This is a genomic window from Cyanobacteria bacterium QS_8_64_29 (assembly GCA_003022125.1).
Taxonomy (GTDB): domain Bacteria; phylum Cyanobacteriota; class Cyanobacteriia; order Cyanobacteriales; family Rubidibacteraceae; genus QS-8-64-29.
The window spans coordinates 24,854-49,774 of record PXQH01000043.1; the positions used below are offsets into that span (position 1 = coordinate 24,854).

Consider the following 24,921-nt stretch of genomic DNA (forward strand, 5'->3'; position numbering starts at 1 on the left):
GTTACTGGCCCTGTAAGCCCCGGATGGCCTCCAGTAGGGCGCGCGCTTTGTTGAGGGTTTCTTGGTATTCCTGCTCGGGCTCGGAGTCGGCCACGACCCCAGCGCCCGCTTGCACCGAAACCCGCTGGCTGCCCTCGCCCGGTTGCACCACCATGGTGCGAATGGCAATGGCGGTGTTGAGCTGGCCTTCAAAATCGTAGTAGCCGTAGGCGCCAGCGTAGGGACCGCGCGGTTCAGGCTCGAGCTCGTTGATAAGCTCCATGGCCCGGATCTTGGGGGTTCCGGTGACCGTCCCGGCCGGAAAGCAGGCAGCAAACAGGTCCCAAGCGCCGCGATCGGCGGCGAGCTTGCCCGCGATGTTGCTGACCAAGTGCATGACCCGGGAGTAGCGCTCGATCGCCATGAGCTCGTCCACGCGAACGCTGCCGGTTTGGCAGGCGCGGCCCAAATCGTTGCGGCCCAGATCCACCAGCATGACGTGCTCGGCGATTTCTTTGGGATCCGAGCGCAGCGCCTGGGCGAGGGCCTCGTCTTGGGCGGGGGTCTCGCCGCGCGGGCGCGTCCCGGCAATGGGGCGCAGCGTGGCTTGCAGCTCCCCGTCACCATCGCGGCTCGCTTTGACCATGACCTCGGGTGAGGAGCCGATGAGCTGCCAGTCGCCCAAGCTGTAGTAGGCCATGTAGGGGGACGGGTTGATGGCGCGCAGGGCGCGGTAGAGCTCGAAGGGATGCCCTGGGTAGGTGGCTGACAGGCACTGCGATAGCGACACCTGGAAGATATCGCCCGCGCGGATGTAGGCTTGCGCCTGCCGAACGCTATCGCAAAAGCGCGCCTGGGTGGTGTTGCTGTCGTAGCGCGGCGGCGCGGCCGCTGGCGGCGGCGCCCAGCGCAACAGGGTAGCCTGGGCCGGCAGCGGTTGCTGGAGCTCATCCACCAGCTGGCGGACGCAGGCACTGGCCCGCTCGTAGGCGGCCTGGCACTCGGTGGTGGGATCGCGCAGGTCGGCATAGGTGATCGCCCAAATGCGGCGCTGGATTTGGTCGAAGGCAATCAGGCGATCGACCTGCATCCAGACGCCGTCCGGTAGCTCGCGCGCCGAGGTTGGGTGGAGGCTAATGCTGGGCTCGATCCAGCGAATGGCCTCATAGCCCCAAACCCCGAACAGGCCACCCAATCCGGGGGGTAGCTCGGCCAGCTTGACGGGCTGGATGTCGGCCAGGCAAGCCTGCAGGATTTGAAACGGGTTGCCCGAGTGCCGCTTGCAGGTGCCGTCGCGGTAGGTCTGGGTCGTGCCATCGCCGCTGGCGTGCAGCACCCAGATGGGATCGCAGCCCAAAAAGCTGTAGCGCCCCAGGCGCTCGCCGCCCTCAACCGACTCCAGCAAAAAGTTGTAGGGGTGACCGGCGCAGGTTCGGTACCAAGCGGAAACGGGCGTTTCCAGATCGGCGATCCAGGCCTGATAGACCGGGACGAAGTTGCCCTGTTGGGCCAGCGTGCGAAAGGTGGCGAAATCGGGCGCGATGGGCATGGCCTAAGGCGTCATGGCTACGCCAAAAAGGACTGGGGGTTACCCCAGTCCCAAACGGCTGGTTTTGGATGCGGGTGGCTAGACTTCGTAGGGCTCTTGCCCCGAGAACTTGAGGGTTGCCGGCTCGGGGTTTTTGCCGATGCTGCGATCGATTTTGCCCACGTAAGGACGCCCTTGGTTGGCCGTTTCGGGGAAGACCCCATCTTTGGGGTGGAGGTATTCGATCTCGCCGTTGGGATAGATGCGATAGATCTTGAAGTCTTGAATTTTGGGCTTGAACTTGGTTTTGAGTTGGGTCCCTAGCGCCAGGCACTGTTCTTTGCGGGCAAAGTAGCAGACGTTTTGGCCCTCGTTCATGATGGCCGCACCACCGGTGGGCATCTCGAATGCCTGCTCCTTGGAGCTAGTCCAGGTAATGGCGTATTTTTCTTCAGTTTCGGCGGCGGTGAGCAGCCCGCCCGTGCTGCCGCCGAATTGGGGGAATTGTCCGGAAAACTGTTCCGCCATGGTCCTACCGTCCAGTGCTAGAGCCTGTCTGTTCGTGCATACTACCACCGGCGGCGCGCGCCGCTCGTTGCAGGCGTTATCAAACGTAACGCGCCCTCAGCGCTGGAGGCGGTGTTGCCGGCTGGCGCGCTCGCGTGCCGATGGGTTGGCTTGCCGCTGCGCCACGGCACGCTCGGCTTGGCTGCCCGCAATGGGCACGGTAAAGCAAAACCGGGTGCCGCAGTCTTTGCCGGCCGACTGGGCCCAAATCGTCCCGTTCCAGCTTTTGACCGCCTGGCGGCAAATGGCTAGGCCCAGCCCCGTTCCGCCCGTGGTGCGCTGTAGCGCGCCTTCTTCCTGATAGAACCAGTCGAAGATGCGCTCGAGCTGCTCGGGTTCGATGCCGCGCCCGGTATCGGCGATGGCGACCTCAACTCGTTCGCTGTCCTGTTGCCGGGCTTCAAGGGTGACCTGCCCGTCAGCTGGGGTGAACTTGCAAGCATTGTCCAGCAGCTTGGCCAGCACCTCGACCAGCCACTCGCCGTCGGCGCGAACGAAGGGCAGATCCGGGGAGATGGCCTGCTCGATTGGGGGCAGTTCGTTGCCCTCGGCACTGTTGGCGCCGATATTGCCGCACGCGAGCTGGGCGCACTCGGCCACCGAGACGGCCTCGGGGTTCCACTCCACGCGGCCGCTCTCGAGCTGGGAAAGGGTCAAAAAGTCCCGCACGAGCTTGCGCATGCGCTCGGCATCGGCGAGGGCGGTTTGCAGCATGGTCTGCCGCAGCTCCTCGCCCATGTCCGGCTCGCTGGCCAAGCTCTCCAGGCAGACTTGAACGGTCGAGAGCGGGGTCCGCAGTTCGTGCCCGGTAATGGCAACCAGATTGGAGCGGGCGCGATCGAGGGCCTCAAGTTGCGTATAAGACTCGGCCTGGACTAGAGCCGTGCCCACCTGGGTGGCGACCGCCTCGACCAGCTCGATGTCTTGCTGGTTCCACCCGGCCCGGTCGGCGCGGCCCCGATGCAGCTCCAGCATGCCCTTGAGCCGGCCGCTGTACAGCACCGGCACCAGCAGCCAGGCATCGATCGAGTGGCGCTGAGCTAGCGATAGCAGGGATTCGTTCCACGGATCGCCCAATGGGCCCTCGGTGAGGCGCGCGTCCCGAGTGGCGCTCTCAACGTAAATTGACGCTTGTTGCGCCATGGCGGCCTGCGCGAGCGGATTGTCGCGCAGCGGCCACTGCACGCCGCGCAGCGCGCTGACCTGGGTGCCTAGGAACTCACTATCGATGGTGGCGGCCGCATCACTCTCGCTGCAGCGGTAAACGATGCAGCGCGACGCCTTGAGCGCTTCGCCCAAGCGTTGCACCGCGATCTCGAGGATTTCGTCCGGATCGAGCGAGCGCCGGATGACCGCGGTCATCGAGTGCACCAGGCGCTCTTTTTTCTCTTTGGCGGTGAGCGAGCGGTAGGCTTTGAGCAGCTTGTACTGGCCGGCCTGCAGGTAAGTCACCAACCGCTCGACAAAGGGATCGGGATTGGCAACGGGACGGCCGGCCCCATCGCCGCCGCTCGAACCCTGGCCCGGCAGCTGCAGGTAGGCCTTGCGGGCGCGCTCGGCTTTGTCTGCCAGCTCCGGCCGGTGCACCACGATGCGATCCAGCAGGATCCGGGCAGCGGTCTGGCCGACACTGGGGTCAAAAGTCCAGATGCCTTCAAAGCGCCGGGAGGGCTCGATGTCCAAATCGCTGCGCGACTCGGGACGCGCCCGCTCCCGGCAAATCAGGCAGGTGGCGTACTGCTGCCCCATGACCACCAGATGCCACTCGCGCGCGAGGGCATCGTCGGGGGCAAAGGCCACCGTTTCGTAGGTTTGGGAGCTGTTGCAAAACTCGGTCTCGGCCGCCGAGAGCACATAAACGTGATCGCTTTTGCGCGCGATGCGCTGGTAGCGGTGCGCTTCCTGCCGGTAGTAGCGCTCGCGCTGGAAGCTCGCAATGACCAACGGCTGCTCCGAGCCCGCCAGGACCCGATCTTCCATGGCGTGGGAGAGCGCCGTAAGCGAGGATTTGAAATAAATTTGCGGGCGCAACTGGGGCAGAGCTTCAACTAACTCTGCCAGCACGGAGCTCGGCATGCTATCGATGGGGGGACTATCGCGCGCTATCGGGCATCGATCGCCCAGCCGGCCCCGGCTGCAGCGGCTCTCAAACGCCTTAAGGGCAACTGCTGCGGCATCCGCACGGGCTTTCGGGGGCTCAGGCCCTATCGTACAAAAAACGTCACAGCTGCCTTCGAGCACGGCCGCTTATGGCTCGCTCCCCAACCACCGGCGCGATCACGCTCGTCACCGGCCCGGCCCACTCGGGCAAAAGCGAATGGGCCGAGCTGCTCGCGCGCCGCAGCTCGCGTGCGGTGACCTACGTTGCGACCGCCCGCGCCGACCCCGACGATCCGGACTGGCAAGCGCGCATCGCACGGCACGCGGCGCGGCGGCCTGCCAGCTGGCAGACTCAGCAGGTGCCCGTGGCACTCGCTGCAACGGTGGCGGCAGCCGAGCCGTCCCAGTGCTTGCTGATCGATTCGTTGGGCAGTTGGGTGACCAACCTACTGGCGCAGGAGCCTGCCGAGTGGCAGGCCAGCGTGGGAGGGCTGCTGCAGAGCCTGGAGCGAACGCCGGCCCAGATCGTGCTGGTGGCTGAAGAGACCGGATGGGGCGTCGTCCCGGCTTACGCTGCCGGTCGCACCTTCCGCGAGCGCTTGGGGGATGCCATCCGGCGGGTGGGCGCCGCGGCCGATGCCAGCTATTTGGTCGCCGGCGGCCGAGCGCTCGAGCTCAGCGCTTGGGGTACGCCGCTACCACCGCCCGATTAGCGGTGGCCCGCCAGCTGGCGGGCAGGCCGCCGCGGCACGGCGTAGCGCCAAAAGTCGCAAGCCAGGGTGGTGTTGGGAAAGATCGCCTGGGCTTCTTGGCGCAGGTCCTCAAGCTGGAGCGGATTGCCCGGGGCGTAGCGCGGACTGAAATGGGTCAGGATCAGCTGCCGAACGCCTGCTCCCAGGGCCACTTGCGCCGCCATGGTGGAGGTGGCGTGCTGGCGCTCGAAGGCAAGCTGCGCGTCTTGGTGGGCGAAGGTGGCCTCGTGGATGAGCGCGTCGGCATCCTGGGCGAGTTCCAGGGCCGCGTCGCAATAAATCGTATCGGTGCAGTAGGCGATCTTGCGGCCCGGCTCGTCGGGCTCGCGCAGATCCGTGCCGCGGATTCGCCGCCCGTTGGGGAGCGTCACGGTCTCGCCGCACTTGAGGCGCCCGTAGATGGGCCCGGGTGGGATCCCCAAAGCCGAGGCCTTCTCCGGTTTGAAGCGCCCGGGGCGGTCCTTTTCGGCAATGCGGTAGCCAAAGGTAGGAACGCTGTGCGCCAGCGGGCGGCAGCTGACGCTAAATTCGCTGTCTTCGTAAACTGTGCCGGTTGCCACGGCATGTACGCGCACCCGGTTGCCCCAGTTGATGCGAGCGTGCTTGCTGCAGGTTTGGAGGTAGTCGGCTAGCTCGGGCGGCCCGTAAACATCAATGGGCGAGCCCATTCCCGACAGGCCGCAGCTCGCCAGCAGCCCGGGCAAGCCAAAAATGTGGTCGCCGTGCATGTGGGTGATGAAGATCCGCCGGATCTGGGAGGGTTTGAGGTCGCTGCGCAGCAGTTGGTGCTGGGTGCCCTCGCCGCAGTCGAGCAGCCACATCTCGCCCCGCTGGGGCAAGCGCAGCGCCACGCTGGAGACGTTGCGCGATCGCGTCGGAACGCCCGAACTCGTGCCTAGGAACGTGATCTCCACAAATGGCTCCCAACGGCTCCCCGCAACTTATCCTGACACAGCCGGCTGTTTCCCCGCGCGTGGATTGACGGTCCTGGCGCTCGCAACTAGAGTTGGAGAGGTTCTGCGCCAGGCACCACCAGCGCGGTGCCGCCGTCGTGCAAGCGGAGGCGAGCGGCAAGCGAGGGAGTCACCATGCGCACCAACCAAGCAACCGCCCGTAAGTGGTTATCGCGCTCGCTAGGCGGCGGGCTCGGTCTGGGGCTGCTCGGGCTGGCATGGGCTGCTCCAGCGCAAGCGCTCGAGCTCCGCGTGGCGATCGAGCGGCAGGCCCAGCAGGTGAAGGTGGGCGCCTCCACCAATGCCGTCGTTCGCAACGCCGCCGGCCGCAAGCTGGGCGAAATCGAGGCGCGTCAGCCGCTGCAAGCGCACCCGCAAGGCAATGGCATCGTACTCAAAGGGTGGCGCGCGTCCCAGCTGCAGATCGAGCCCAGCGGCGATGGCTACGTTTGGATCGGCGATCGCTGGTACCGCGGCAGCACGCAGCTGGTCGCCGGCGAGCAGGGGGTCACCGCCATCAACCGCATCGGGCTGCAACCCTATCTCTACAGCGTGGTCGGCGCCGAGATGCAAGCGGAGTGGCCGCTGGCGGCGCTCAAAGCCCAGGCCGTGGCTGCCCGAACTTACGCCCTCTACCAGCGTGATCGCGCCCGGGCGCGCCCCTACGACTTTGGCGACACCACAACTTCACAAGTGTATCGCGGGATTGCGAGCGAACACCCGCGCTCCCAGCAAGCCGTGCGCCAAACCTCGGGCCAGCTCGTGACCTACAACGGCGCCCCCATCTTGGCAGCTTTCCACGCTGCCTCCGGCGGCTACACCGCCAATGTGGAGGATGTCTGGAGCCAGCGCTTGCCCTACCTGCGCGGCGTGCGGGATTTCGACCGGCAATCCCCCTACTATCAGTGGCAGCAGACGCTATCCGCCCGCACCATCGGCCAGCGCTTGGCGGGGGTAGATGCGGTCCAGGCCATCGAGCCGCAGCAGCGCACGCCGCGGGGCCGCGTCGCCGCCCTCAAGGTAGTGGGCGAGGGCGCAACGGTGCGCCTGAGCGGTCCCGACTTTCGCGAGGCTCTCGATCTGCGCAGCACGCAGTTTCAAGTCACCGAAACGCCCCAGGACTTTCGCTTTCGCGGCCGCGGATTCGGCCACGGCATTGGCCTCAGTCAGTGGGGGGCGCGCGAGCTGGCCCAGCGCGGCAACAACTACCGCCAAATCCTGGGACACTACTACAGTGGGGTCAAACTGACTGCTTTGGAGCAGTTGGCCCGCAATCGCAACCCGGCAGCCGAGGATACGCGCTCTTAACCCATGCGCCCAGCTTGCTTGCTCGCGGCATCGGGGGCTGCCATCGCTGCCACCGGCAGCGGGATGGCGGTGGCTCAAGCCCAATCTGATGGCTTCCAGCTGACTTATCCGCCCAAGCAGCACGAAACCACGGCCGAGCGCATCTTTTTGCTGGGGACAGCCCCGCCCGCCGGGCAAGTCTATGTCAACGGCGACCCCATCGAGCGCAGCCAAGCCGGCCATTTTGCCCCCAGCTTTCCGCTCGAGCCCGGGGTCAATCGCTTCGAGCTGCGCTACCGCGATCACACCATCCAGCGCCAAGTGACGCGCCTCGAGCGGGGGCCTAAGCCCCCCGAAGGCTTGGGGTTTGTTGAGGGCTCGCTCGCCCCCAGCCGCAACATCGCCCGCTTGCCTGATGAGCCGGTTTGCTTTAGCGCCGCGGCGCCGCCGGGGGTCGAGGCCCAGGTGCAACTGGCCGGGCGCGAGATTCCGCTCTACGAGCGATCGCAGGCGGTCGAGCTAGCTCCCAGCCACGCTGTGCTGACCGGCCAAAACGCCCCCGAGCGCTCGCAGGCCCGCCGCTATCGCGGTTGCACGACATTCGCGCAAGCGGGGCGCCTGGGACAACCCACCTTCGTGCTGCGCCAGGGGGGCAATCGCGCCACCCAGACTGCCGAGGGCCAGGTCGCGATCCTGCCGCCCACCCAGCTGGATGTGGTGGCGGTTACTGCCGAATCGGGCGATACGCGCACCGGCCCCGGCGATAACTACGCCCGCCAGACCCCGCTGCCGCAAGGCACCCAGGCCCAAGTCACCGGCACCCAGGGCAAGTGGCTGCGCCTGGGCTACGGCAACTGGATCCGCGAGGCCGAGGTGGAGCGCATCGGGCGCGGTCCTACCCCCGAGACACGCATCGCCAGCATCCGCTCCCGCCAAGCCCAAGGCGCCACCGAGTTCGTCTTTCCGCTGCAGGTGCCGGTTCCGGTGAGCGTGCGCCAGCGTGATCACAGCCTGACCCTGACCCTGCACAACACCACGGCCCGCACCGACACCATCCGCATCGATAGCCCCATCCTCAAGCGCCTAGATTGGGAGCAGCTCGATGGCGAGCGCGTCCGCTACCAGCTGCAGTTCCAGGGCTCGCAGCAGTGGGGCTACCAGCTGCGCTACGAGGGCACCCATTTAGTCCTGAGGTTGCAGCACCCGCCCGAGCGGAGCGGCACGGACTCTTCGCAGCCGCTGGCGGGGGTCGCTATCCTGCTCGATCCCGGACACGGTGGCGAGGAGCTAGGTGCTCGGGGGCCCAACGGCCGTCCTGAAAAAGCCGTCAATCTGAACGTCTCCCAGCGGTTGCGCGCTGCGCTCGAGCAACGCGGCGCCAATGTTGTCATGACCCGCCGCCGCGATCGCGCGGTCTCGCTGCAGGCGCGCGCCGATCGCATTGCCGCTGCCCAGCCCGCGATCGCGCTCTCGCTCCACTACAACGCCCTCCCCGACGGCGGCAAACCGGCGCAAACGGCGGGTGTTGGGGCCTTTTGGTACCACCCGCAGGCCCAGGGGTTGGCTCAGTTCCTGCACGACTGGCTGGTCTCGGAGGCCGGGCGCCCCTCCTATGGGGTGTTTTGGAACAACCTGGCCCTAACTCGCCCCAGCGCGGCCCCGACTGTGCTGCTGGAGCTGGGCTTTATGACCAACCCGCAGGAGTTTGAGTGGGCCACCGACCCGCAGCAGCAACAGCAGCTCGCGCAGTCGCTGGCTGAGGGCATTGCGGCTTGGTTTGCCCGCCAGCAGCGCTAGCGGCCCAGCAGTTGTTCCTGCTGCTTTTCTTTGAGCGTGCCGCGCCAGGTTTCGCGATCGATGCCGATGGCCATGCGCTCGTAGGCTTGCATTGAGGCCTCGGGGTCAAAGGGATCGAAGGCGCCTTCTACAATTGCCTGGTCCACGAGCGCGCGCGCGTAATCGCGATCGCGCTGGCGTGGGAATTGCGCGCCGGCCAAAAACACGCCGTAGAGCGTGCAAACCACCCCCAGCAAAAAGCCCAGCGTAAAAATGCTTATCATGCCCAGCCCCGAGCGCTTGCCGGCTGTTGGTATTGTCGCGCGCGCTGGCGGCTAGGGCCCATCCAGCTGCCAGGCATTGCCGTTGGGGACCGCGCTCAGCACGCGCTGCTCGGCCGCTAGCGGCAATGTGCGCGCCTCGATGGGCGCGTACTGCCAGCCTTGGATCCGGTCGCAGCCCGCGAGCAGCTCCAGCCACAGTTGGGCCAGATCGTCTTGAAAGCCCTCGAGCGCGCTGCCGCTGGGCTCGGCCATGGGCGGGGCCCAGATGCGGGCGAACAGACCGGTTGACTGCCCGGGGGCGCGCTCGCCTTCTAGGCCAACGTAGCGATCAAGCTGGGCTTGGGCCTCCCCCTGCCAAACCAACAGAGCCCAATACCCCGGCTGGAGGTCTGCCCCCTGGGGCGAGCGGGTCAGCAGGTGGGGCGGCGGCTCGCCCGCGATGGCGTGGCGCAGGCGCTCGCGGTGGCGCGGTTCGGGCGAGGTGGGGTAGGGGATGGCGTAAACGTAAAAGCTCTGCTCGGGCATGGACGCTGGGGCAGCGTTCGCTTGTGCGGCGTTCGCGCAGAAGGAGGTCGGTTCTGCCTTCGATCCTAGATACGGGGAGCGCCCGCCTTCAATTGCCGCTCTAGCGCCAGTAAGGCGCCATTGAGTGCCAGCGCCAACCCCGCCAGCGCGATCGCCCCGGCCCAAATTTGGGCCGGCTGGTTTTGCTGCACCCCATCAAACAGCAGCGTTCCCAGTCCGCCAGCGCCGAACTTGGCCCCGATGGCTGCGATCGCCAGCGTCACGGTCGCTGCCAACCGCACCCCAGCCAAAAACGGGTTCAAAATCAGCGGGAACTCCACCCGCCACCAGCGCTGCCAAGCCGTCATGCCCATGCCGCGGGCGGCTTCGCGCACCCCCGGATCCAGCGAGGCCAGCGCCGTTGCCGTTTGGCGCACCAAGATGGCCTGGGCGTAGAGCACCATGGCAGCCACGGCGGTGCGCGCCGATAGGCCCAGCAGCGGAACGAGCAAGACCGCCAGTGCCAGGCTAGGCACCGTGTAGAGCATCCCCAGCGCGCCCAGCACGGGCAATTGCAGCCAGCGGTAGCGCTCGATCGCCCAAGCCAGCGGCAGGGCCAGGGCTACCGCGACAGGCAGCGCCGAGGCAATCAGCTGCAGGTGCGCCAGCAGCAGTTCCCCAACTTCGCGCGGATGCTGCAGCAGGTACGCCATCAGGTTGGCTGGGTGGCGGCCGCCAGCGCGCGGATCTGCTCGAGCCCGATGGCCCCCACGCGCTCCCCCCCATCGAGCACGGCAAGCCGCTCGGCACCGGCGGCAAGCAGCTGCGCCAGGGCGCGGTATAGGTCATCGTGGCGGGCGAGGGTGGGGGAGGCCGGGAGATCGCCGGTGGGCGGGATCATGGCAGCCTCGACGGCGTGTGATCGCAGCCACCGCAGCTCCCCATCGCCGGCGATCAGATCGCGTACGAAGGCGCTGTTAGGCGCAGCCAGCAGGCGATGGGGGGTGTCGAACTGCTCGATCTGCCCTTGGCGCAAAACCAGCACGCGATCGGCGAGGTAAAAGGCTTCTGCTACATCGTGGGAGACGAACAAAACCGTTTTGGGCAGCTGCTGCTGCAGAGCGCGCACCAGCTGCTGCAGCGTTCGGCGGGTAATGGCATCCAGCGCCCCGAAGGGTTCGTCCATGAGCAAAACCCCCGGATCCCCAGCCAGGGCGCGCGCGATGCCCACCCGCTGCCGCTGCCCGCCCGAGAGTTGGGCCGGGTAGCGGTGGCGGTACTCGCGCGGCGGCAGCTGCACCCACCCCAGCAGTTGCTCGGTGCGCGCCCGCTGCCGGGCGCGGGACCAATCCAGCAGCCTAGGGACGACGGCCACGTTCTGGGCAACGGTCATGTGCGGGAATAGCCCGCCCTGCTGGATGACATAGCCCATGCGCCGCCGCAGTTGGGTGACCCGGAGAGTGCGGATGTCGGTCCCGTTGAGATAGATGCGGCCGCTGCTGGGCTCGCAGAGGCGATTGACCGTTTTGAGCAGCGTCGTTTTGCCGCAGCCTGAAGGCCCTAGCACCACGACGAACTCGCCGGCCGCCACGGCCAGGCTGCAATCGCGCAGGGCCGGCTGGCTGGCCTGCCGAAAGCGCACGCTGACGCCGTCAAAGGTGATCGCGCTCATGGGGCAGGCAGCAAATAGGCCTCGGTCAGCAGGGAGCGGGCCACGGCGGCCGGTTCCTGTTGCTTGCCCGTGACCCGGTAGTTGAGCTGCCGCATGCGCTCGGTGGTGATGTGGGGTGCCAGCTTGTTGAGAGTTGCCTGCAGCCCGCGCCGCTGCGCCAGCAGTTGGGCGCGCACCACGGGCGCAACTTGGTAGGGCGGAAACAGGTTGCGATCATCGGCCAGTACGACCAGATCGCGGGCGGCAATCTCGCCGTCGGTGGTAAAGCCCACGACGGCATCGGCCTCGCCGGCCAGCAGCGCGCGGTAGCGCAGGCCCGGGTCGACCGCTTTATAGGCTGCCAGCTCGAAGTTGCCATAAGCCTGCTTGAGCCCGGGCAGGCCGTCCGCGCGCGCTCGAAACTCGGGTGGCCCCGCCAGGATCAGCTCGCTGGCGCGAGCGGCAAAATCGGAAACGGTCTCGAGCCCGTATTGGCGTGCGGTGGCAGTCGTAGTGACCAACGCCTGGCTGTTGCTCATGGGCGAAGGTTGCAGCCAGCGCAGGTCGTAGCGCTGGCGGTACGCTTGCGCCACCCGGCGGTAGACCGCTTCCCGGTCGGCACTGGGTTCGCCCTCCAAGACGGTCAGCAGGGCCGTCCCCGTATACTCGGGGTAGCAGTCGATCTCGCCGCTGGTTAGGGCCGCGTGCGCCACAGGGGTCCCCCCCAAGTTGAACTCGCGCTCGACGGCGTAGCCGTTAGCGTCTAGCAGTTGCGCGTACGCCTCACCCAGGATGCGCTGCTCGGCAAAGTCTTTGGACCCAATGCGGATGGGCTCGCGCGCGGTCTCGCTCCCGCTGCCGCAGGCAACCGCCACGAGCGCGACTGCTACCGCCAGCACGCCCCAGCGCCCGAGCCGTCCGAAAATGGCCCCTGCCTCGTTGCGCTCTCCGAGCCCTTTGTTATAACAAAAGTAAAACCGATCGGGGGCAGTCCCCCAGATCGAGCGAGCGCTGTCGAGCTTGCGGGAGAGGGACCGATGCTAGCGCGCATTCTGGCTGCTGTGGATCGCTCGCCCGTCAATGAGGTCGTCTTCGAGCAGGCGCTCTATCTGGCGCGCCTCTCGGGCGCGACGCTCTATCTGCTCCACGTGCTGACCTCGCGCGAGCGTGCGGCCCCCAACCTGCAACCGGGCCTGTCCGTGACCAACCTCTACTTCCCGCAGTACGGCGGCGAGATGATTCGCGACTACCGCCACGAGTGGGGAAGCTTCGAGCGCGAGAGCCTGGATCGCCTGCAAGCGTTGGTGGGGCGCGCGCAAGCCCAAGGCATCTCGGCGGAGTACGTGCAGGTTGCCGGCAAGCCCAGCCGCCGCATTTGCGAGTTTGCGCGCGATTGGAACGTCGATTTGGTGGTGGTGGGCCGGCGCGGCCGGGCCGGCCTGCGCCGCCTGTCATTGGGTCGGGTTAGCAACCACGTGGTCAACCACGCCCCCTGCGCCGTCTGGGTTGCCGATGCCTCGCGCCCGTCCCAGGCTGAGGCTGAGGCCGATGGAGCAGCAGCCCTCGCCCAGCCTTAGGCCTGAGCGCGACAGGCCGCAGCCATGTGCTACCGTCGGCTGCCGAGGTGCGCCACCGCGCCCGCGATCGCGGACAGCAAGAGAGCGCTCATGCCACGCGGAACGCGAAGCCTGTTTGCGCTGGCGCTGCGAAGCAGCCTGGTTTTCTCCGTGTGTTTCCTGTCGGTGGGCGTGGCCGATGCCTCGGCTTCGCCGGATCCGCTGCTCAATCAGGAGTCCTCGCTACCGGCAGGCCAACCCGATTGGGTGCAGCTGCAGTCTGAGGGCCAAGCGCAAGCCGAAGCTGATCGCGCCCTGGAGCAGACGGTAACGCTGCTCAACGTTCTGTTGGGCGTGCTGGCGCTGCTGCTGGCGATTTTTATTGCCACCCTCTGGTTGCTGCGGCGCGCGATCGTCCGCGAGGTGGTAGCAACGGTCCAAAGCCACCTGCAAGAGGTGGATGCGTTGCAAAAGCGCGTCGCCGAGGCCGATCGGCAAGCCAGCGAGCTGCTCGAGAGCGCCCAGCAGCGCATCCAACAGCTCAGTCGCGAGGCCGAGCAGCTGCAGCAAGAAATCGGCACTCAGCGCGAGACGCTCTCGCAGCTGGTCTCGGAAGCCTCGCAGCAGCAGTCACAGGTCCTTGGCGATCTCGGCACCCACCGCAGCAGCACCGCCCAAAAGCTGCAGGACTGGGAGGCGACCTTCGGCCAGCAGCTGAGCGAGCTGCAACAGACTGCCCAGCAGCGCAAGGACGAGCTGCTGGCGCAGCTGCAGCAGTCCCAGGACGGGTTCGAATCGCAACTGGCCCAGCTGCGCGAGGCGTTGCAAGCCCAACAGCAGCAAGCAGCCCAGCAGCTGCAGTCGCACGCGCAGCAGCTGACTCCCCAGCTGGATGAGGCCGAGCAACAAGCCCAACAACAGCTCATCCAAGCCCGCGATCGCCTACTCGAGACCCTGCAGCAGCGCGAGCGCGAGCTCACCGAGCAGGCCTCGCAGCTGCAATCGGAGCTGCAGGCGCGCCAAAGCAGCAGCCTGGAAGAGATCGAGCGCGCGCGCACCGACTTTCAGAACCGCTTCTCGGGCTTCCAGACCGAAATCGAGCAGCACAAAGACCGCCTCATTCAGGGCTTTGACAGCGCCAAGGCTGACTTTGACACCCAGCTCGAGCAGCAGCAGTCGGCGGTCCAAACCCGCCAGAGCCAAGCCCAGGAGGCGATCGAGAGCGCTCAATCCCACTTTTCGCAGCGCGCCTCGCAGCTGCAGGCGGATCTGGAGCAGCAGCAAGATCGCATCCGCCAGACGCTGGCGGGGCTGGAGTCCGAGTTTAAAGAGCGCCTGGACCAGCTGCAGTCGGATGCCGACGGCCACAAAGACCAAACCATCCGCCAGCTGCAAGCGTTCCGCGCCGAGACCGAATCGCAGAAAAACACCATCGGCGAAAAGCTCGATGCCCTGGTTGCCGAGCTCAAGCAACGCCTGGACGAGCTGCGCTCGAGCGCCGAGTCGCGCCAGGGCCAGACCCTACAGCAGCTAGAGCAGTGGGAGCGCGAGACCAGCGAGCGCCTCTCGCAGCTGCAGGCCGAGGCCCAGAGCCAGAAAGACAAAATCCTGCAAGAACTGGCCGAGTTTTCGCCGCAGTTTGTGGCGGAGTCGTTTGCCAGCGAGACGCAGCAGCAGCTGCGCGAGAGCAAGGAGCAACTGCAAGCGCTCTCCGGCGAGCTGGAGACGCTCAAATCCCTCCACCCCGAGCTGTTCTGGCGGATCGAGGACTACATCCAGCAAGGGGACGCCCAGCTGGCCGAGGGGCAGCCCGAGCGCGCGCTAGCCCAATATGAGGGCGCGCTGGAGCGCCAGCCCGAGGGTCCCGAGCTGCACTACCGGCGCGGGATTGCCCTGGAGGAGCTGCAGCGCTACGAGCAGGCGCTGGAAGCCCTGGATGGGGCCCTCAAGCGCAAGCCCGACCACGCCAAGGCCCTGTTTCACCGCGGCGTGGTGCTGGGACGGCTGCAGCGCTCCCAAGACGCGATCGCTAGCTTCGATGAGGCCCTGGAAGTCCAGCCCGACTACGCCGAGGCCTGGATCAATCGCGGCGTGGCCTTTGGCAAGCTCAAGCAACCGGAGCAGGCCTTGCAGTCGTTCGATCGCGCCCTAGAGTACCGCAGCCAGGATCCCATTGCCTGGCGCAATCGCGGCTGTGCCCTCCAGGAGCTGGAGCGCTACGAGGAAGCGGTCGCCGCCTTCGATCGGGCCCTGGCGCATCGCCCCAAGGCCATCAAGACCTGGGAAAACCGCAGCTACGCCTGCTACCAGCTGGGCAACTACAACGAGGCCATCCAGAGCCTGGATCGCGTGCTAGAGCTGGACCCCGAGCGTGCCAGCGCGCACTACAACAAAGCAGCCTACTACGCCCTGCAATCCCAACTCGAGCCGGCCTTGGCTAGCTTGCAAAAGTCCATCGAGCTCGAGCCGCGTTACCGGGAGACGGCCGAGCGCGATTCCGACTTCGATGCGCTGGGCGAGAGCGAGCGGTTCTGGGATCTGATCGAGGGGTAGCTAGCCGCGCTCCTGCACGCTACGGGCGGCCTCGAGCGCCATCTCGCACAGGATCTGGTGGCTGCTTTGGGCGCGATCGGTGGAGGGAGGCTGGCGCTGCTGGTAGCTGCCATCGGACTGCAGCTCCCAAGCCTGGCAGTTGTCGGCCAGCATGATGCCCAGAATTTCGGCCAGCTCTTGCTGAATGTTGGCATCCAAAACTGGGGTCACGGCTTCCACGCGCCGGTCGAGGTTGCGCTGCATCCAATCAGCGCTGCCCAGGTAGTACTCGCTCTCGCCAGCGTTGTAAAAGTAAAAAATGCGCGAGTGTTCCAAAAAGCGCCCGACAATACTAATGACGCGGATGTTGTCGCTGACGCCTTCTACCCCCGGGCGCAGGCAGCAGATGCCGCGCACGATCAAATCGATGCTGACCCCGGCGCACGAGGCCCCGTAGAGGGCGGCAATAATTTGGGGATCCACCAGCGCATTCATCTTGGCGACAATGCGCCCCGACCCCCCATTGCGGCAGTTTTGCGCCTCGCGCTGGATTAGGGCGACCATGCGATCGCGCAAGTTCACCGGCGCCACCAATAGCTGGCGGTACGCCCGCTGGTGCGAGTAACCGGTGAGGTAGTTGAACAGGTCGGTGAGATCGGCCCCCAACTCCGTCCGGCAGCTGAGAATGCCCAAATCCGTGTAGAGGCCAGCGGTTTTGGGGTTGTAGTTGCCCGTGCCGATGTGGAAGTAGCGGCGGATGCGATCCGACTCGCGCCGGACCACCAGGGCAACTTTGGTGTGGGTTTTGAGCCCCACCAGCCCGTAGATGACGTGGACGCCTGCCTGCTCGAGCTTGCGCGCCCAGATGATGTTGTTTTCCTCATCGAAGCGCGCCCGCAGCTCGACCAGGACCGCGACTTGCTTGCCCCGCTCGGCCGCTCGGATTAAGGCATTGACAATCGCCGAGTCCCCCGAGGTGCGGTAGAGCGTCATTTTGATGGCCAGCACCTGGGGGTCCTCGACCGCTTCTTGGATGAAGCGCTGCACGGTCGTTCTAAAGTCGTGGTAAGGGGGATGGATTAGCAAGTCCCCCGCGCGAATGACCGAAAAGATATCCTGGCCGACCTCTAGCCGCCGTTGGGGGTCGTCCTCGCTGAGGGAGTCGCTAGCACTGGACTGCGCGCGCTCGGTGCGCTGCAAGCGAGGCGGCGTTACCGGCGTCCAGGGGGCATCTTTGAGCTGGGGCAGCGGCAGCTCTGCCAGCGACATCAGATCGTTCAAGCCCAGCAGGCCGTCGAGTTCGTAGACATCGCCCTGGGCCAAGCCCAGCTCGCGCATCAGCATGTTGCGGACGTTGGTTGGGGTGGAGGCATGCAGCTCCATCCGCACGGCCGAGCCGCCACGGCGCCGCTTGCACAGCTCCTGCTCGATCGCCAGCATGAGGTCGTCGGCCTCGTCCTCTTCGACGGTGAGGTCGGCGTTGCGGGTAATGCGGAACGGGTAGCACTCCTGCACCTGCATTCCGGGGAACAACGACTCCAGGTTGTGGGCAATCGCCTGCTCGAGCGGGACCCCCGTCCAGACCGAGACGGACTGCTCCGGGTCTTGGGGCGAGTGACCCAACTCCTCGGGGAGCTGGATGAAGCGCGGCAGCACCTTGGGGACCTTGATGCGCGCGAACAGCTCCTGGTCCGTCTCGGGCGAGCGCACCACTACTGCCAGGTTCAAGCTCAGGTTGGAGATGTAGGGGAAGGGGTGACTGGGATCCACCGCTAGCGGCGTGAGCACCGGGAAGATCTGCTCTTCAAAAAACGCTTGCAAGTAACTGCGCTGCTCCTGGTGCAGGTCCACATAGTCGATCAGGTGGATGCCTTCCGAGGCCAGCTGCAGCCGCAGGTTGTACTCAAAGTGCTGGTCCTGCTGCTCCACGGTGGGATGCAGACGCTCTCTGATCGCCTCGAGCTGCTGCGACGGCGTCCGCCCGTCGGGCGTCAGCTGGGTAACGCCTGCCTCCACCTGCTGCTTGAGCCCGGCCACGCGCACCATGAAAAACTCATCCAAATTGGAGCTAAAAATGGCCATAAATTTGAGGCGCTCTAGCAGCGGAGTGCGCGAATCGAGTGCCTCGTGCAGAACGCGCTCGTTAAAGGCTAGCCAACTCAGCTCCCGGTTGAAGTATAGCAAAAACACATGGATCGTGAACAGATAAGTGGGCTTGTCTCTGAGAGCTTCAACTCCTAGTTCGAGAGAGCCCCAGAGTTTTGCCCAACAAGCTAGCTCCGTTCACATGTGGTCTACGACTACTATAGTACTGGGGGTCGCGCAGCTTGGGGAGGGATTGCGAGGTGAGCGAAACGGTCATAGCGCACCAGCGGTAGCAGCTAGTTGCCCATCTAGTGTAGTGCGGACGTTTTTTGTTAACTTGATAGAAGCCAATGCTGCCGCGATCGCGGCGTGTCCGCCGATCGCCGGCGTTGCGCTTGGCAGGACGCGTTCGGGTAAAAAAACATGCTCAAGCAAGCAATCGCTCAGGTCAAAGCTTGGTTCCCGGCTCCGGCGGCAAGCGCCCACTGCGACGGGCCTTGCGGCGTCTACGATCCGGCTTCCGCACGCATCGCGGCTGAGGCGGTCGTCTCGCTAACCAACAAGCTACTCAACCTGGAGCCGCCGCAGGGCAACGACCAGCGCTCGCTGGTGGACTACCACAATACCATGTCGCGCTTCATCAAAATTAAGGAAGAGCAAGCCGAGATCGCCAAGCGCGAGCTGCTGATCCTGTGGACGGACTACTTCAAGCCCCATCACCTCGAGCAGTATCCCGACCTGCACGACAAAGTGTGGAAGGCTACCAAGCTCTGCTCCACCTGCAAGCAGCAAGTGGATCTCGATAGCGCCAATCAGCTCATGAGCTACGTCAAAGAGATCCACGACATCTTCTGGACCACCAAGGAGCGCAGCGACGTCGTCTGGTACAAGGCCAGCTAACGGCTCCCTAGCGCGCTGCAGCTACGGGGAGCTGCTGCTGTGGTTGTTGCGGCGCCGGCGGCGCTTTCGCGTCGCCGGCCATTCAATGGCGCCGCTGCTGCAGCCCGGCGAAGAAATCCTCGTTGACCCCCAAGCCTACCGGCAGGCCGAACCGGCCGTGGGGGATCTGGTGCTAGTGCAGCACCCCCAGCGGGAGGGGCTGCAGCTGCTCAAGCGCGTGACGGCCGTGCAGTCCGATGGGGACTGCTTCGTTGAGGGCGAGAACCCGGCGCACAGCACCGACAGCCGCACCTTCGGCTGGATTCCGCCCGGCTGCCTGCTCGGTCGCATTACCAGCCGCTTTGCGTAATGCCCCCTGACTTGGGGGCTCCGGCAGCTGCCAGAACTGGTGCAGCCGCCCCTGCCACTGCTGCCAGTAGGCAGCGAGCTCGCGGCGATCGAACCAAAACACCTCCGCCGGCATCTCGGGCAGCGCAACGACCAACAGCGCCCCCTCCAGCGCGAGCGCGCAATCCCGATAGCACTGCCAGGCAGCGCCCCAGTAGGCAGCCAACTGCAGCGGCGCATCGTACAGGCGCTGCACTGACCCTTTGGGGCGATCGGCAGTTTTCCACTCGCACAGGCAGGGGGTGCTGCGATAGCTGGCAATGCAGTCGATGCGGCCGCCGTACTGCCACTGTGGGTGGGCGACAAAGCCCTCGACCAGCTGCACCCGCTCGATCGCGGCCAGCACGGGCTGCACGCTCTCCCAATAAGGGCGGACGCCTTCCGGACAGCTTGGGGGTTGGCCCCGCAAGTAGCGCCGAATTTGGGCGTGCGTCCCCGTTCCGCGGCGGCTGGCCTGCGCGGCAATGCGCTGCGCCCGGGCAGGGCCCTGGCGCTGCCGCCAGCGCGCCAACGCTTCCCGCTGGGCTTGCGGCTTGGTCGCTTGCAGTACAGTGGTGACACTGGGCCAGTGCCGGCCGCGCTCGTCGACCAAGTAGGCGCGACTGCCCCGACGGAAACTGCGGGCGCGGTAGTGGGGCAGTTGGGCGCTAGGACCCGACACGCTCGCTTGCCCCCGGGCAGTGCGCTTGGATGGCGCGGCAGCATTCGTCCACTGGGGCGCGCTGGGCCATGGCGGCCACTAGGGCTTCGTAAGCGCGCCAGTACTGCTCGAGCAGCTCGCTGGCTCGTAGAGTCGCCCAGCGTTCCTTGCGCTGGCATGCCTGCGCCGAGCAGCCCGCGTCGCCGAGCGCTGCACGGATGCGGGCGTGATCGTCGCGCCCGCCGCGGGCGTCGCCGTAGACCTTGCGCTCAGCGGCCTGCCCGGCCATCCACACGGCGCAAAACCGATCCAGCAGCAACCTAACCTCGCGGCCGTCGGCCAGGCCCGCATCCAGCGAGGCCGTGTCGAATGCCACACCACCGACGCCGGGGTACTGCCGGCGGAGCGCCTCCCAGGCCGAGAGCGTATAGCCCGTGATGGGAATGCCCAAAAAATAGGCCACTAAGAAATGGCCGGCTTCGTGGCGAACGACTCGCTCGCGGTGCTGGGGCGAGAGCCGGGCCAGCCCATCGCGCAGCAGCAGCGCGCCGCGCCCCTGCCAGGCCAGGGTGTCGGCAGTGGCGGCCGCCAGGACCGCCCCAACCGTAGCCGCCGGAACGACCGGTGAGATGCCCGATGCCGGCCCAAACGTGCCCAGCAGCGCCAGGGCAAAAATGCCCACCGCTAGCAGGTTTAGCGCACTCGATGCCACGGTCGCGCTCCGGCTCTTGGGAGCCATTATGCCCGAGCGGCGCCGCTAGCTGCGCAGCTCGGCGCCGAATTGCGTCACCAGCGCCGAGCGCACGCGCTCCTGGCAGGCCTCGATCTCGGGCTCGGTCAGGGTGCGATCGCGGGCGCGATAGCGCAAGCGGAAGGCCAGGCTGCGCTGGCCCTCGGGCGCGCGCTCGCCGCGGTACTCGTCGAATAGCTCGACGGCCTCTAGTAGTTCGCCCCCCGCCGCGTGCAGGGCGTGGGTCAGCTCGCCCACCGAGCGCGCTAGGGAGACAAAAAAGGCCAGATCGCGCTCGGCAGCCGGGTAAGCCGAGACGGGCTGAAAGCGCGGGCACTGCTGCTCCTCGGCCCCAAGCGCTTGCTGCAAGACGCTCAGGTGCAGGCTAAAGGCGTAGGTGGCTTCGGGTAGCTCGCGCTGCTGGCAGAGCTCGGGATGGAGCTGCCCGAACGCGCCCAAATAGCGCTCCTGCCACCACAGGGCCGCCGTGCGGCCCGGGTGCAGCCGCGCATCGCTGTCGCTGGGCTGGTAGGTAACGGTCAGTTGCAGGCGCGCGAACGCGCTCTCGAGCAGGCCCTTGGCCTCAAACCAGCTCATGGGAGCGCTTTGGCCCGAGCGCTGCCAGCGGCCCTGGGGGAAGCGCTCGCCGCCCATGATGCCGGCCAGCATGCTTTCCTCTTGCAGCTGCGTTGGCCCGCGCCAAAAGCGGCGGCCGATTTCAAAGGCGTTGAGCGCCCCGTTGCCGCGGGCGTGATTGAGCGCGCACGCCTCAATGGCACTGCCGATCAGATCCGGGCGCAGCGCCGAGTATTCGCGAAAGAAGGGATTGGCCAGTTGGATCTCGTCACCTTGCGGTTTGACCAGCGAGTAGTGGACCGCTTCGGTCAAGCCAATGGCGCGAAAGGCCTCGCGCAGCCGATGGTTGATGCGCTGCTGGAGCGAGAGCCCCCCGGGCTGGGTCCGCGCCGGCAGCGTCTCGCAGAAGTGATCGTAGCCGTAGAGGCGGGCTACCTCCTCGACCAGATCCACCTCGCGCGTCAAGTCGCGGTAGCGGTGGGCCGGCACGGTCACCGTCCAGCTCAGCGCCCCATCGCGGTCTTGTTTTTGCAGCTGGCAGCCCAGTGCCCCCAAGGTCCGCTCGACGGCTTCCGGCGGGAGGGGCTCGCGCGAGTCCCCTTGCCGGATGGGGCCCAGCAACCGCTGGAGGTAGGCATGGCGCAGCTCGATGCGCTGGCGCCAGTCCTGCTCCTCGGGACGAGTGCCAGCAGCGGCTTGGCCCCCAACGTCCCCACCGGCCAGCGACTGCAACAGCTCCGCGGCGCGCCGGTTGGCAACCTCGAGTGCGGCCGGGTTGACGCCGCGCTCGTAGCGGGTTGAGGCCTCGGTCCGCTCGCCCTGGCTGCGCGCGGAGCGCCGGACGGTCGCGGGGTCAAACACTGCCGCTTCCAGCACGATGGTGCGGGTGGTGGCATCCACCTCAGTGGCTTCGCCGCCCATGACCCCCGCTAGGGCCACGGGGTGATCGTTGGCCGTAACCAGCAGCGCTTGTGGCGAGAGGGTGCGCTCGCTCCCATCCAGGGTGCGCAGCGACTCGCCCTCGCGGGCAAAGCGCACCCCTAGAGTCAGGTCATTACTACCGGTAACCGCTTGCAGGCGATCGTGATCGAAGGCATGGAGCGGCTGACCCCACTCCAGCAGGACGTAATTGGTGGCATCCACCACGTTGTTGATGGGGCGAATGCCAGCTGCTTGCAACTGCCGCTGCAACCACTGGGGCGAGGGGGCCACTTGCAAATTGGCAATGAGCGTGCCGATGTAGGCGGGACAGGCCTGGGAGGAGGCAACGGCAGCTTGCAGCGGTTCCGGCTCGGCAGCCGATGGGGTCACTGCCGGCGGATTGGGCAGGTGCAAGGTTGCGCCGGTCAGCGCTGCCACCTCCCGCGCAATCCCCACCATGCTGAGCGCATCCGCCCGATTGGCGGTTGTGGTGACATCCAAAATGACGTCATCGAGTCCCAACCAGGGGCGGGCATCGCTGCCCAACTGCTGCGGGGCTTGGGCAAAGGTATAGATGCCCTCAGCCGATTGAGCCAATCCCAACTCGGCCAGCGAGCAAATCATGCCCTCGGAGCGAACGCCGCGCAGCTCGCTGGCACGAACGGTTAGCTCGGCAGCCGGCAGGTCGGTGCCCACCGTCGCGACCGGCACGATCTGGCCGGCCCGGACGTTAGGGGCGCCGCAGACGATCTGCGCGGGCTCGGTGCCTCCTAGCTCGACGCGGCACACGCTCAAGCGGTCGGCGTGCGGATGGGGCTGGCAGTCTTGTATGCGACCCAGGACGACGCCATCTGCCCAGGTTCTCAAATCCTCAATGGCCTCGACCTCAAAACCGGCCAGGGTTAGGGTCTCGGCCAGCGCTTGCGGCGAGCGCTCGGTTGCCACCAGCTCCCGCAGCCAATTGACAGAGATGCGCATTGCTTCAGTGCCCGAGCGGCAGCCTGCTTATTTTAGCCGATCCGGCGGCTGGCCCGTAAAATGGGCCATGCTGCTAGCACCGCTTGCCCCGTGAAGCTATTTGTCTACCACACCCCCGAGCAGACGCCGGCCGACGCGCTCCCCGACTGCGCGGTCGTGATCGATGTCCTGCGCGCCACCACAACCCTGGCAACGGCGTTGCACGCCGGCGCCCAGGCCGTTCGGGTCTTTAGCGATATTGACAGCCTCATGCAGGCCAGCGAAGCCTACCCATCGGCCAGCTGCGTTCGAGCCGGTGAGCGCGGCGGCGCCAAGGTGGAAGGCTGCGATCTGGGCAACTCCCCGCTCGATGCCACCCCCGAGCACGTTGGCGACAAGCAGCTACTTTTGAGCACTACCAACGGCACTCGCGCGTTCCAGCGCGTCGAACGGGCAGCCACGGTCATTGGCGCCGCCCTAATCAACCGCGAGCGCTGCGTGTCCTACCTGCGGCAAGCGCAACCCCAAACCGTCTGGCTGGTGGGCTCTGGCTGGCAGGGCAGCTACTCGCTCGAGGACACGCTCTGCGCCGGCGCGATCGCGGATGCGCTGCTGGGAGACGGCCCGGAGGCCCGCGATGGCATTGGCAACGACGAAACCGTCGGCGCGATCGCGCTCTACCGGCAGTGGCAGAACGCGCTGCTGGAGATGTTCCGCTACTCCAGCCATGGGCAGCGCCTGCTCGGGCTGGGCGGCGACGACGACTTGGCCTACTGCGCCCGCCTGGACGCGCTGGCGGTACTCCCCATCCAGCAAGCGCCAGGGGTGTTGGTGGCCCAGTCTTCCTAGGCCCAATCGAGCCCATCGGGGCCGAAGGATGGCCCAACAGCAGCGCCTTCCAGCGCCAGCAGCCATTGCTTGCGCCACACTCCGCCGCTGTAACCGGTTAGCCGGCCATCGGCCCCAATGGCTCGGTGGCAGGGAATCAGGATGGGAAGGCAATTGTCGCGATTGGCTCGGGCCACGGCGCGCGTTGCCTTGGGACGGCCGATGCGCCGGGCCAACTTGCCGTAGCTGACCGTTTCGCCGTAGGGCACTTGCCCTAGGGCGTGCCAGACAGCCTGCTGGAAGGGCGTCCCGGCGAGCTGCAACGGTAAGTCAAAGCGTTGCCGTTGGCCGCTAAAGTACTCGCCCAGCTGCCGTTCGGCAGCGGCTGTGGGGGCGGGGCGACCGGTTAAAAAGCAGCAACCCAGCCTGGCTTGCAAGCGCGCCAGCTGAGTCTCGTGCTGCTGGCCATCGGCAAAGGCGAGCAGGTAGAGGGTTCGTTCAGTTGCCCCGGCCAGTAATGGTCCCAGCGGCGTGGCAATCGCCACCGATGATGGCGAGTACGAGGGCCGGGCGCTGCTTTCGACCGTGCCATTGCCGTTGCTCGTGCAGCTCGCCGACCCTGCCACCGCCGGGCGCCTCGGTGTCGACCGTCTCCGGTTCCGAGCGATGACGTTGGTCTATCTCGCGTTCGACGCTGACCGGGTCACGACTTTCGACGCCCATTACTTCCCGGAGGAAGACACCCCGGTAACCCGCATCTCGGAACCGAAGAACTACCGGAGGACCCGCGAGCCGGGGGGCCGGACCGTGCTGTGCGCCGAAATTCCGTGCGAGGTCAGCGACGGGACATGGGAGGCGTCGGAGACGACGCTCGCTGCGACCGTGGTCGCCACCCTGCGCGACCGCGGTATCGCCATCCCGGAACCGGTCGCGGTGACCGTCCGGCGGCTCCGGCGCGCGTACCCCGTGGCCTACCGCGGAACACCCGAACGGCTGATGCAGGTCGCGGACTGGGCGGGGTCGCAGCCCAGCCTCGTGACGTTCGGGCGGCAGGGCGCGTTCGCCCACAACAACACCCATCATTCCATGGCTATGGCGCGCGATGCGGTCTCCGCCCTGCGCCCAGACGGTTCGATCGACTCTGCCGCATGGCTCGACGCCCAACGCCACCACGCGGCGTTCGTGGTCGAGGACTAGCCCGGGCAACGGACCCCTCAGTCCCGCTGTCAGGCTGTGGAGCGCGGCGTAGCGGTGCGAACCTCACGGAGGACCGCGGGGACCACCGCCCGCAGGTACCGCCCGAGGCGCACGAACGAGCGCCCCTGCTGGCGGAACCGGTAGGTGATCGGTACCTCGGCGTAGCGGTAGCCCTTGCCGAGCAGGTCGAGCGTCAGGACCTGAGCGTAGTTGTAGTCGTGGATGATCTCG

At 66.5% G+C, this 24,921-nt stretch carries 23 protein-coding genes and 1 pseudogene; 9 read left to right on the forward strand and 15 right to left on the reverse strand.

Going from position 1 to position 24,921, the window contains the following annotated elements:
- Window position 1: 1 nt before the first annotated feature.
- From BRC58_07465 to BRC58_07475, 3 genes are all read right to left on the reverse strand, one after another.
- A complete protein-coding gene (locus tag BRC58_07465; protein ID PSP17057.1) occupies window positions 2-1,528 on the reverse strand; it encodes an anthranilate synthase component I in 1,527 nt (508 codons plus the stop codon).
- A gap of 78 nt (window positions 1,529-1,606) precedes the next feature.
- Window positions 1,607-2,035, reverse strand: coding sequence for a Photosystem I reaction center subunit II (locus tag BRC58_07470; GenBank protein ID PSP17058.1), 429 nt, complete (start codon window positions 2,033-2,035; stop codon window positions 1,607-1,609).
- A gap of 96 nt (window positions 2,036-2,131) precedes the next feature.
- Window positions 2,132-4,150, reverse strand: coding sequence for a histidine kinase (locus BRC58_07475; protein ID PSP17059.1), 2,019 nt, complete (start codon window positions 4,148-4,150; stop codon window positions 2,132-2,134).
- 173 nt (window positions 4,151-4,323) lie between these two features.
- Here BRC58_07475 and BRC58_07480 point away from each other — a divergent pair, with 173 nt between their 5' ends.
- Window positions 4,324-4,887, forward strand: coding sequence for a bifunctional adenosylcobinamide kinase/adenosylcobinamide-phosphate guanylyltransferase (locus BRC58_07480; GenBank protein ID PSP17060.1), 564 nt, complete (start codon window positions 4,324-4,326; stop codon window positions 4,885-4,887).
- Here BRC58_07480 and BRC58_07485 read toward each other — a convergent pair.
- A complete protein-coding gene (locus BRC58_07485) occupies window positions 4,884-5,840 on the reverse strand; it encodes a ribonuclease Z (protein PSP17061.1) in 957 nt (318 codons plus the stop codon). The genes BRC58_07480 and BRC58_07485 overlap by 4 nt on opposite strands.
- Before the next feature lie 174 nt (window positions 5,841-6,014).
- Between BRC58_07485 and BRC58_07490 the strand changes: the two genes are divergently transcribed.
- Together BRC58_07490 and BRC58_07495 are read left to right on the forward strand one after the other, a co-directional pair.
- Window positions 6,015-7,187, forward strand: a complete 1,173-nt coding sequence (locus BRC58_07490) for a sporulation protein (protein ID PSP17062.1) — start codon at window positions 6,015-6,017, stop codon at window positions 7,185-7,187.
- Window positions 7,188-7,190: 3 nt separating this feature from the next.
- The gene (locus tag BRC58_07495; protein ID PSP17063.1) at window positions 7,191-8,963 is read left to right on the forward strand and encodes an N-acetylmuramoyl-L-alanine amidase; all 1,773 of its coding nucleotides are present in this window, start codon (window positions 7,191-7,193) and stop codon (window positions 8,961-8,963) included.
- On the opposite strand, the gene BRC58_07500 is transcribed toward BRC58_07495, so the two are convergent.
- The 5 genes from BRC58_07500 to BRC58_07520 form a co-directional block, all read right to left on the reverse strand.
- Entirely contained in the window at window positions 8,960-9,226 is a 267-nt protein-coding gene (locus tag BRC58_07500) for a hypothetical protein (GenBank protein ID PSP17064.1), read from the reverse strand. The genes BRC58_07495 and BRC58_07500 overlap by 4 nt on opposite strands.
- Window positions 9,227-9,277: 51 nt before the next feature.
- A complete protein-coding gene (locus tag BRC58_07505) occupies window positions 9,278-9,751 on the reverse strand; it encodes a hypothetical protein (GenBank protein ID PSP17065.1) in 474 nt (157 codons plus the stop codon).
- Window positions 9,752-9,816: 65 nt separating this feature from the next.
- Complete coding sequence (locus BRC58_07510; protein PSP17066.1) at window positions 9,817-10,443, reverse strand: ABC transporter permease; 627 nt, start codon at window positions 10,441-10,443, stop codon at window positions 9,817-9,819.
- A complete protein-coding gene (locus BRC58_07515) occupies window positions 10,443-11,402 on the reverse strand; it encodes an ABC transporter ATP-binding protein (protein PSP17067.1) in 960 nt (319 codons plus the stop codon). The genes BRC58_07510 and BRC58_07515 overlap by 1 nt, the downstream gene beginning before the upstream one ends.
- The gene (locus BRC58_07520; protein PSP17068.1) at window positions 11,399-12,280 is read right to left on the reverse strand and encodes a quaternary ammonium transporter; all 882 of its coding nucleotides are present in this window, start codon (window positions 12,278-12,280) and stop codon (window positions 11,399-11,401) included. The genes BRC58_07515 and BRC58_07520 overlap by 4 nt, the downstream gene beginning before the upstream one ends.
- A gap of 138 nt (window positions 12,281-12,418) precedes the next feature.
- Here BRC58_07520 and BRC58_07525 point away from each other — a divergent pair, with 138 nt between their 5' ends.
- Both BRC58_07525 and BRC58_07530 read left to right on the forward strand, forming a co-directional pair.
- Window positions 12,419-12,958 carry a universal stress protein gene (locus BRC58_07525; GenBank protein PSP17069.1) on the forward strand — a complete coding sequence of 180 codons (540 nt, stop codon included), beginning with the start codon at window positions 12,419-12,421 and terminating at the stop codon, window positions 12,956-12,958.
- Between the two features lie 90 nt (window positions 12,959-13,048).
- On the forward strand, window positions 13,049-15,490 hold the full coding sequence (locus BRC58_07530; GenBank protein PSP17070.1) for a hypothetical protein: 2,442 nt from the start codon (window positions 13,049-13,051) through the stop codon (window positions 15,488-15,490).
- On the opposite strand, the gene ppk1 is transcribed toward BRC58_07530, so the two are convergent.
- Window positions 15,491-17,674, reverse strand: a complete 2,184-nt coding sequence (gene ppk1 / locus BRC58_07535) for a polyphosphate kinase 1 (protein ID PSP17071.1) — start codon at window positions 17,672-17,674, stop codon at window positions 15,491-15,493.
- Between the two features lie 303 nt (window positions 17,675-17,977).
- On the opposite strand from ppk1, the gene sodN reads away from it, so the two are divergent.
- On the forward strand, window positions 17,978-18,454 hold the full coding sequence (sodN, locus tag BRC58_07540; GenBank protein PSP17072.1) for a superoxide dismutase, Ni: 477 nt from the start codon (window positions 17,978-17,980) through the stop codon (window positions 18,452-18,454).
- Window positions 18,455-18,539: 85 nt separating this feature from the next.
- On the forward strand, window positions 18,540-18,803 hold the full coding sequence (sodX, locus tag BRC58_07545; GenBank protein PSP17073.1) for a nickel-type superoxide dismutase maturation protease: 264 nt from the start codon (window positions 18,540-18,542) through the stop codon (window positions 18,801-18,803).
- A 27-nt stretch (window positions 18,804-18,830) separates the two neighbouring features.
- On the opposite strand, the pseudogene BRC58_07550 reads toward sodX, so the two are convergent.
- The 3 genes and pseudogenes from BRC58_07550 to BRC58_07560 all read right to left on the reverse strand — a co-directional run bounded on the left by BRC58_07550 (window position 18,831) and on the right by BRC58_07560 (window position 22,686).
- Window positions 18,831-19,502 (reverse strand): annotated as a pseudogene (locus BRC58_07550) (exonuclease).
- On the reverse strand, window positions 19,489-20,193 hold the full coding sequence (locus BRC58_07555; protein PSP17080.1) for an ATP-dependent Zn protease: 705 nt from the start codon (window positions 20,191-20,193) through the stop codon (window positions 19,489-19,491). The pseudogene BRC58_07550 and the gene BRC58_07555 overlap by 14 nt, the downstream one beginning before the upstream one ends.
- A gap of 45 nt (window positions 20,194-20,238) precedes the next feature.
- On the reverse strand, window positions 20,239-22,686 hold the full coding sequence (locus BRC58_07560) for a phenylalanine--tRNA ligase subunit beta (GenBank protein PSP17074.1): 2,448 nt from the start codon (window positions 22,684-22,686) through the stop codon (window positions 20,239-20,241).
- A 90-nt stretch (window positions 22,687-22,776) separates the two neighbouring features.
- Here BRC58_07560 and BRC58_07565 point away from each other — a divergent pair, with 90 nt between their 5' ends.
- Window positions 22,777-23,514, forward strand: coding sequence for a 2-phosphosulfolactate phosphatase family protein (locus BRC58_07565; protein ID PSP17075.1), 738 nt, complete (start codon window positions 22,777-22,779; stop codon window positions 23,512-23,514).
- On the opposite strand, the gene BRC58_07570 is transcribed toward BRC58_07565, so the two are convergent.
- Window positions 23,511-24,119 carry a cysteine methyltransferase gene (locus BRC58_07570; GenBank protein PSP17076.1) on the reverse strand — a complete coding sequence of 203 codons (609 nt, stop codon included), beginning with the start codon at window positions 24,117-24,119 and terminating at the stop codon, window positions 23,511-23,513. The genes BRC58_07565 and BRC58_07570 overlap by 4 nt on opposite strands.
- A gap of 40 nt (window positions 24,120-24,159) precedes the next feature.
- Between BRC58_07570 and BRC58_07575 the strand changes: the two genes are divergently transcribed.
- Window positions 24,160-24,690: a hypothetical protein gene (locus tag BRC58_07575; GenBank protein PSP17077.1), complete on the forward strand. Its 531-nt coding sequence runs from the start codon at window positions 24,160-24,162 to the stop codon at window positions 24,688-24,690.
- A gap of 29 nt (window positions 24,691-24,719) precedes the next feature.
- On the opposite strand, the gene BRC58_07580 is transcribed toward BRC58_07575, so the two are convergent.
- Window positions 24,720-24,921, reverse strand: a 202-nt coding sequence (locus BRC58_07580) for a glycosyltransferase (GenBank protein PSP17078.1), incomplete at its 5' end; no start/stop codon positions are given.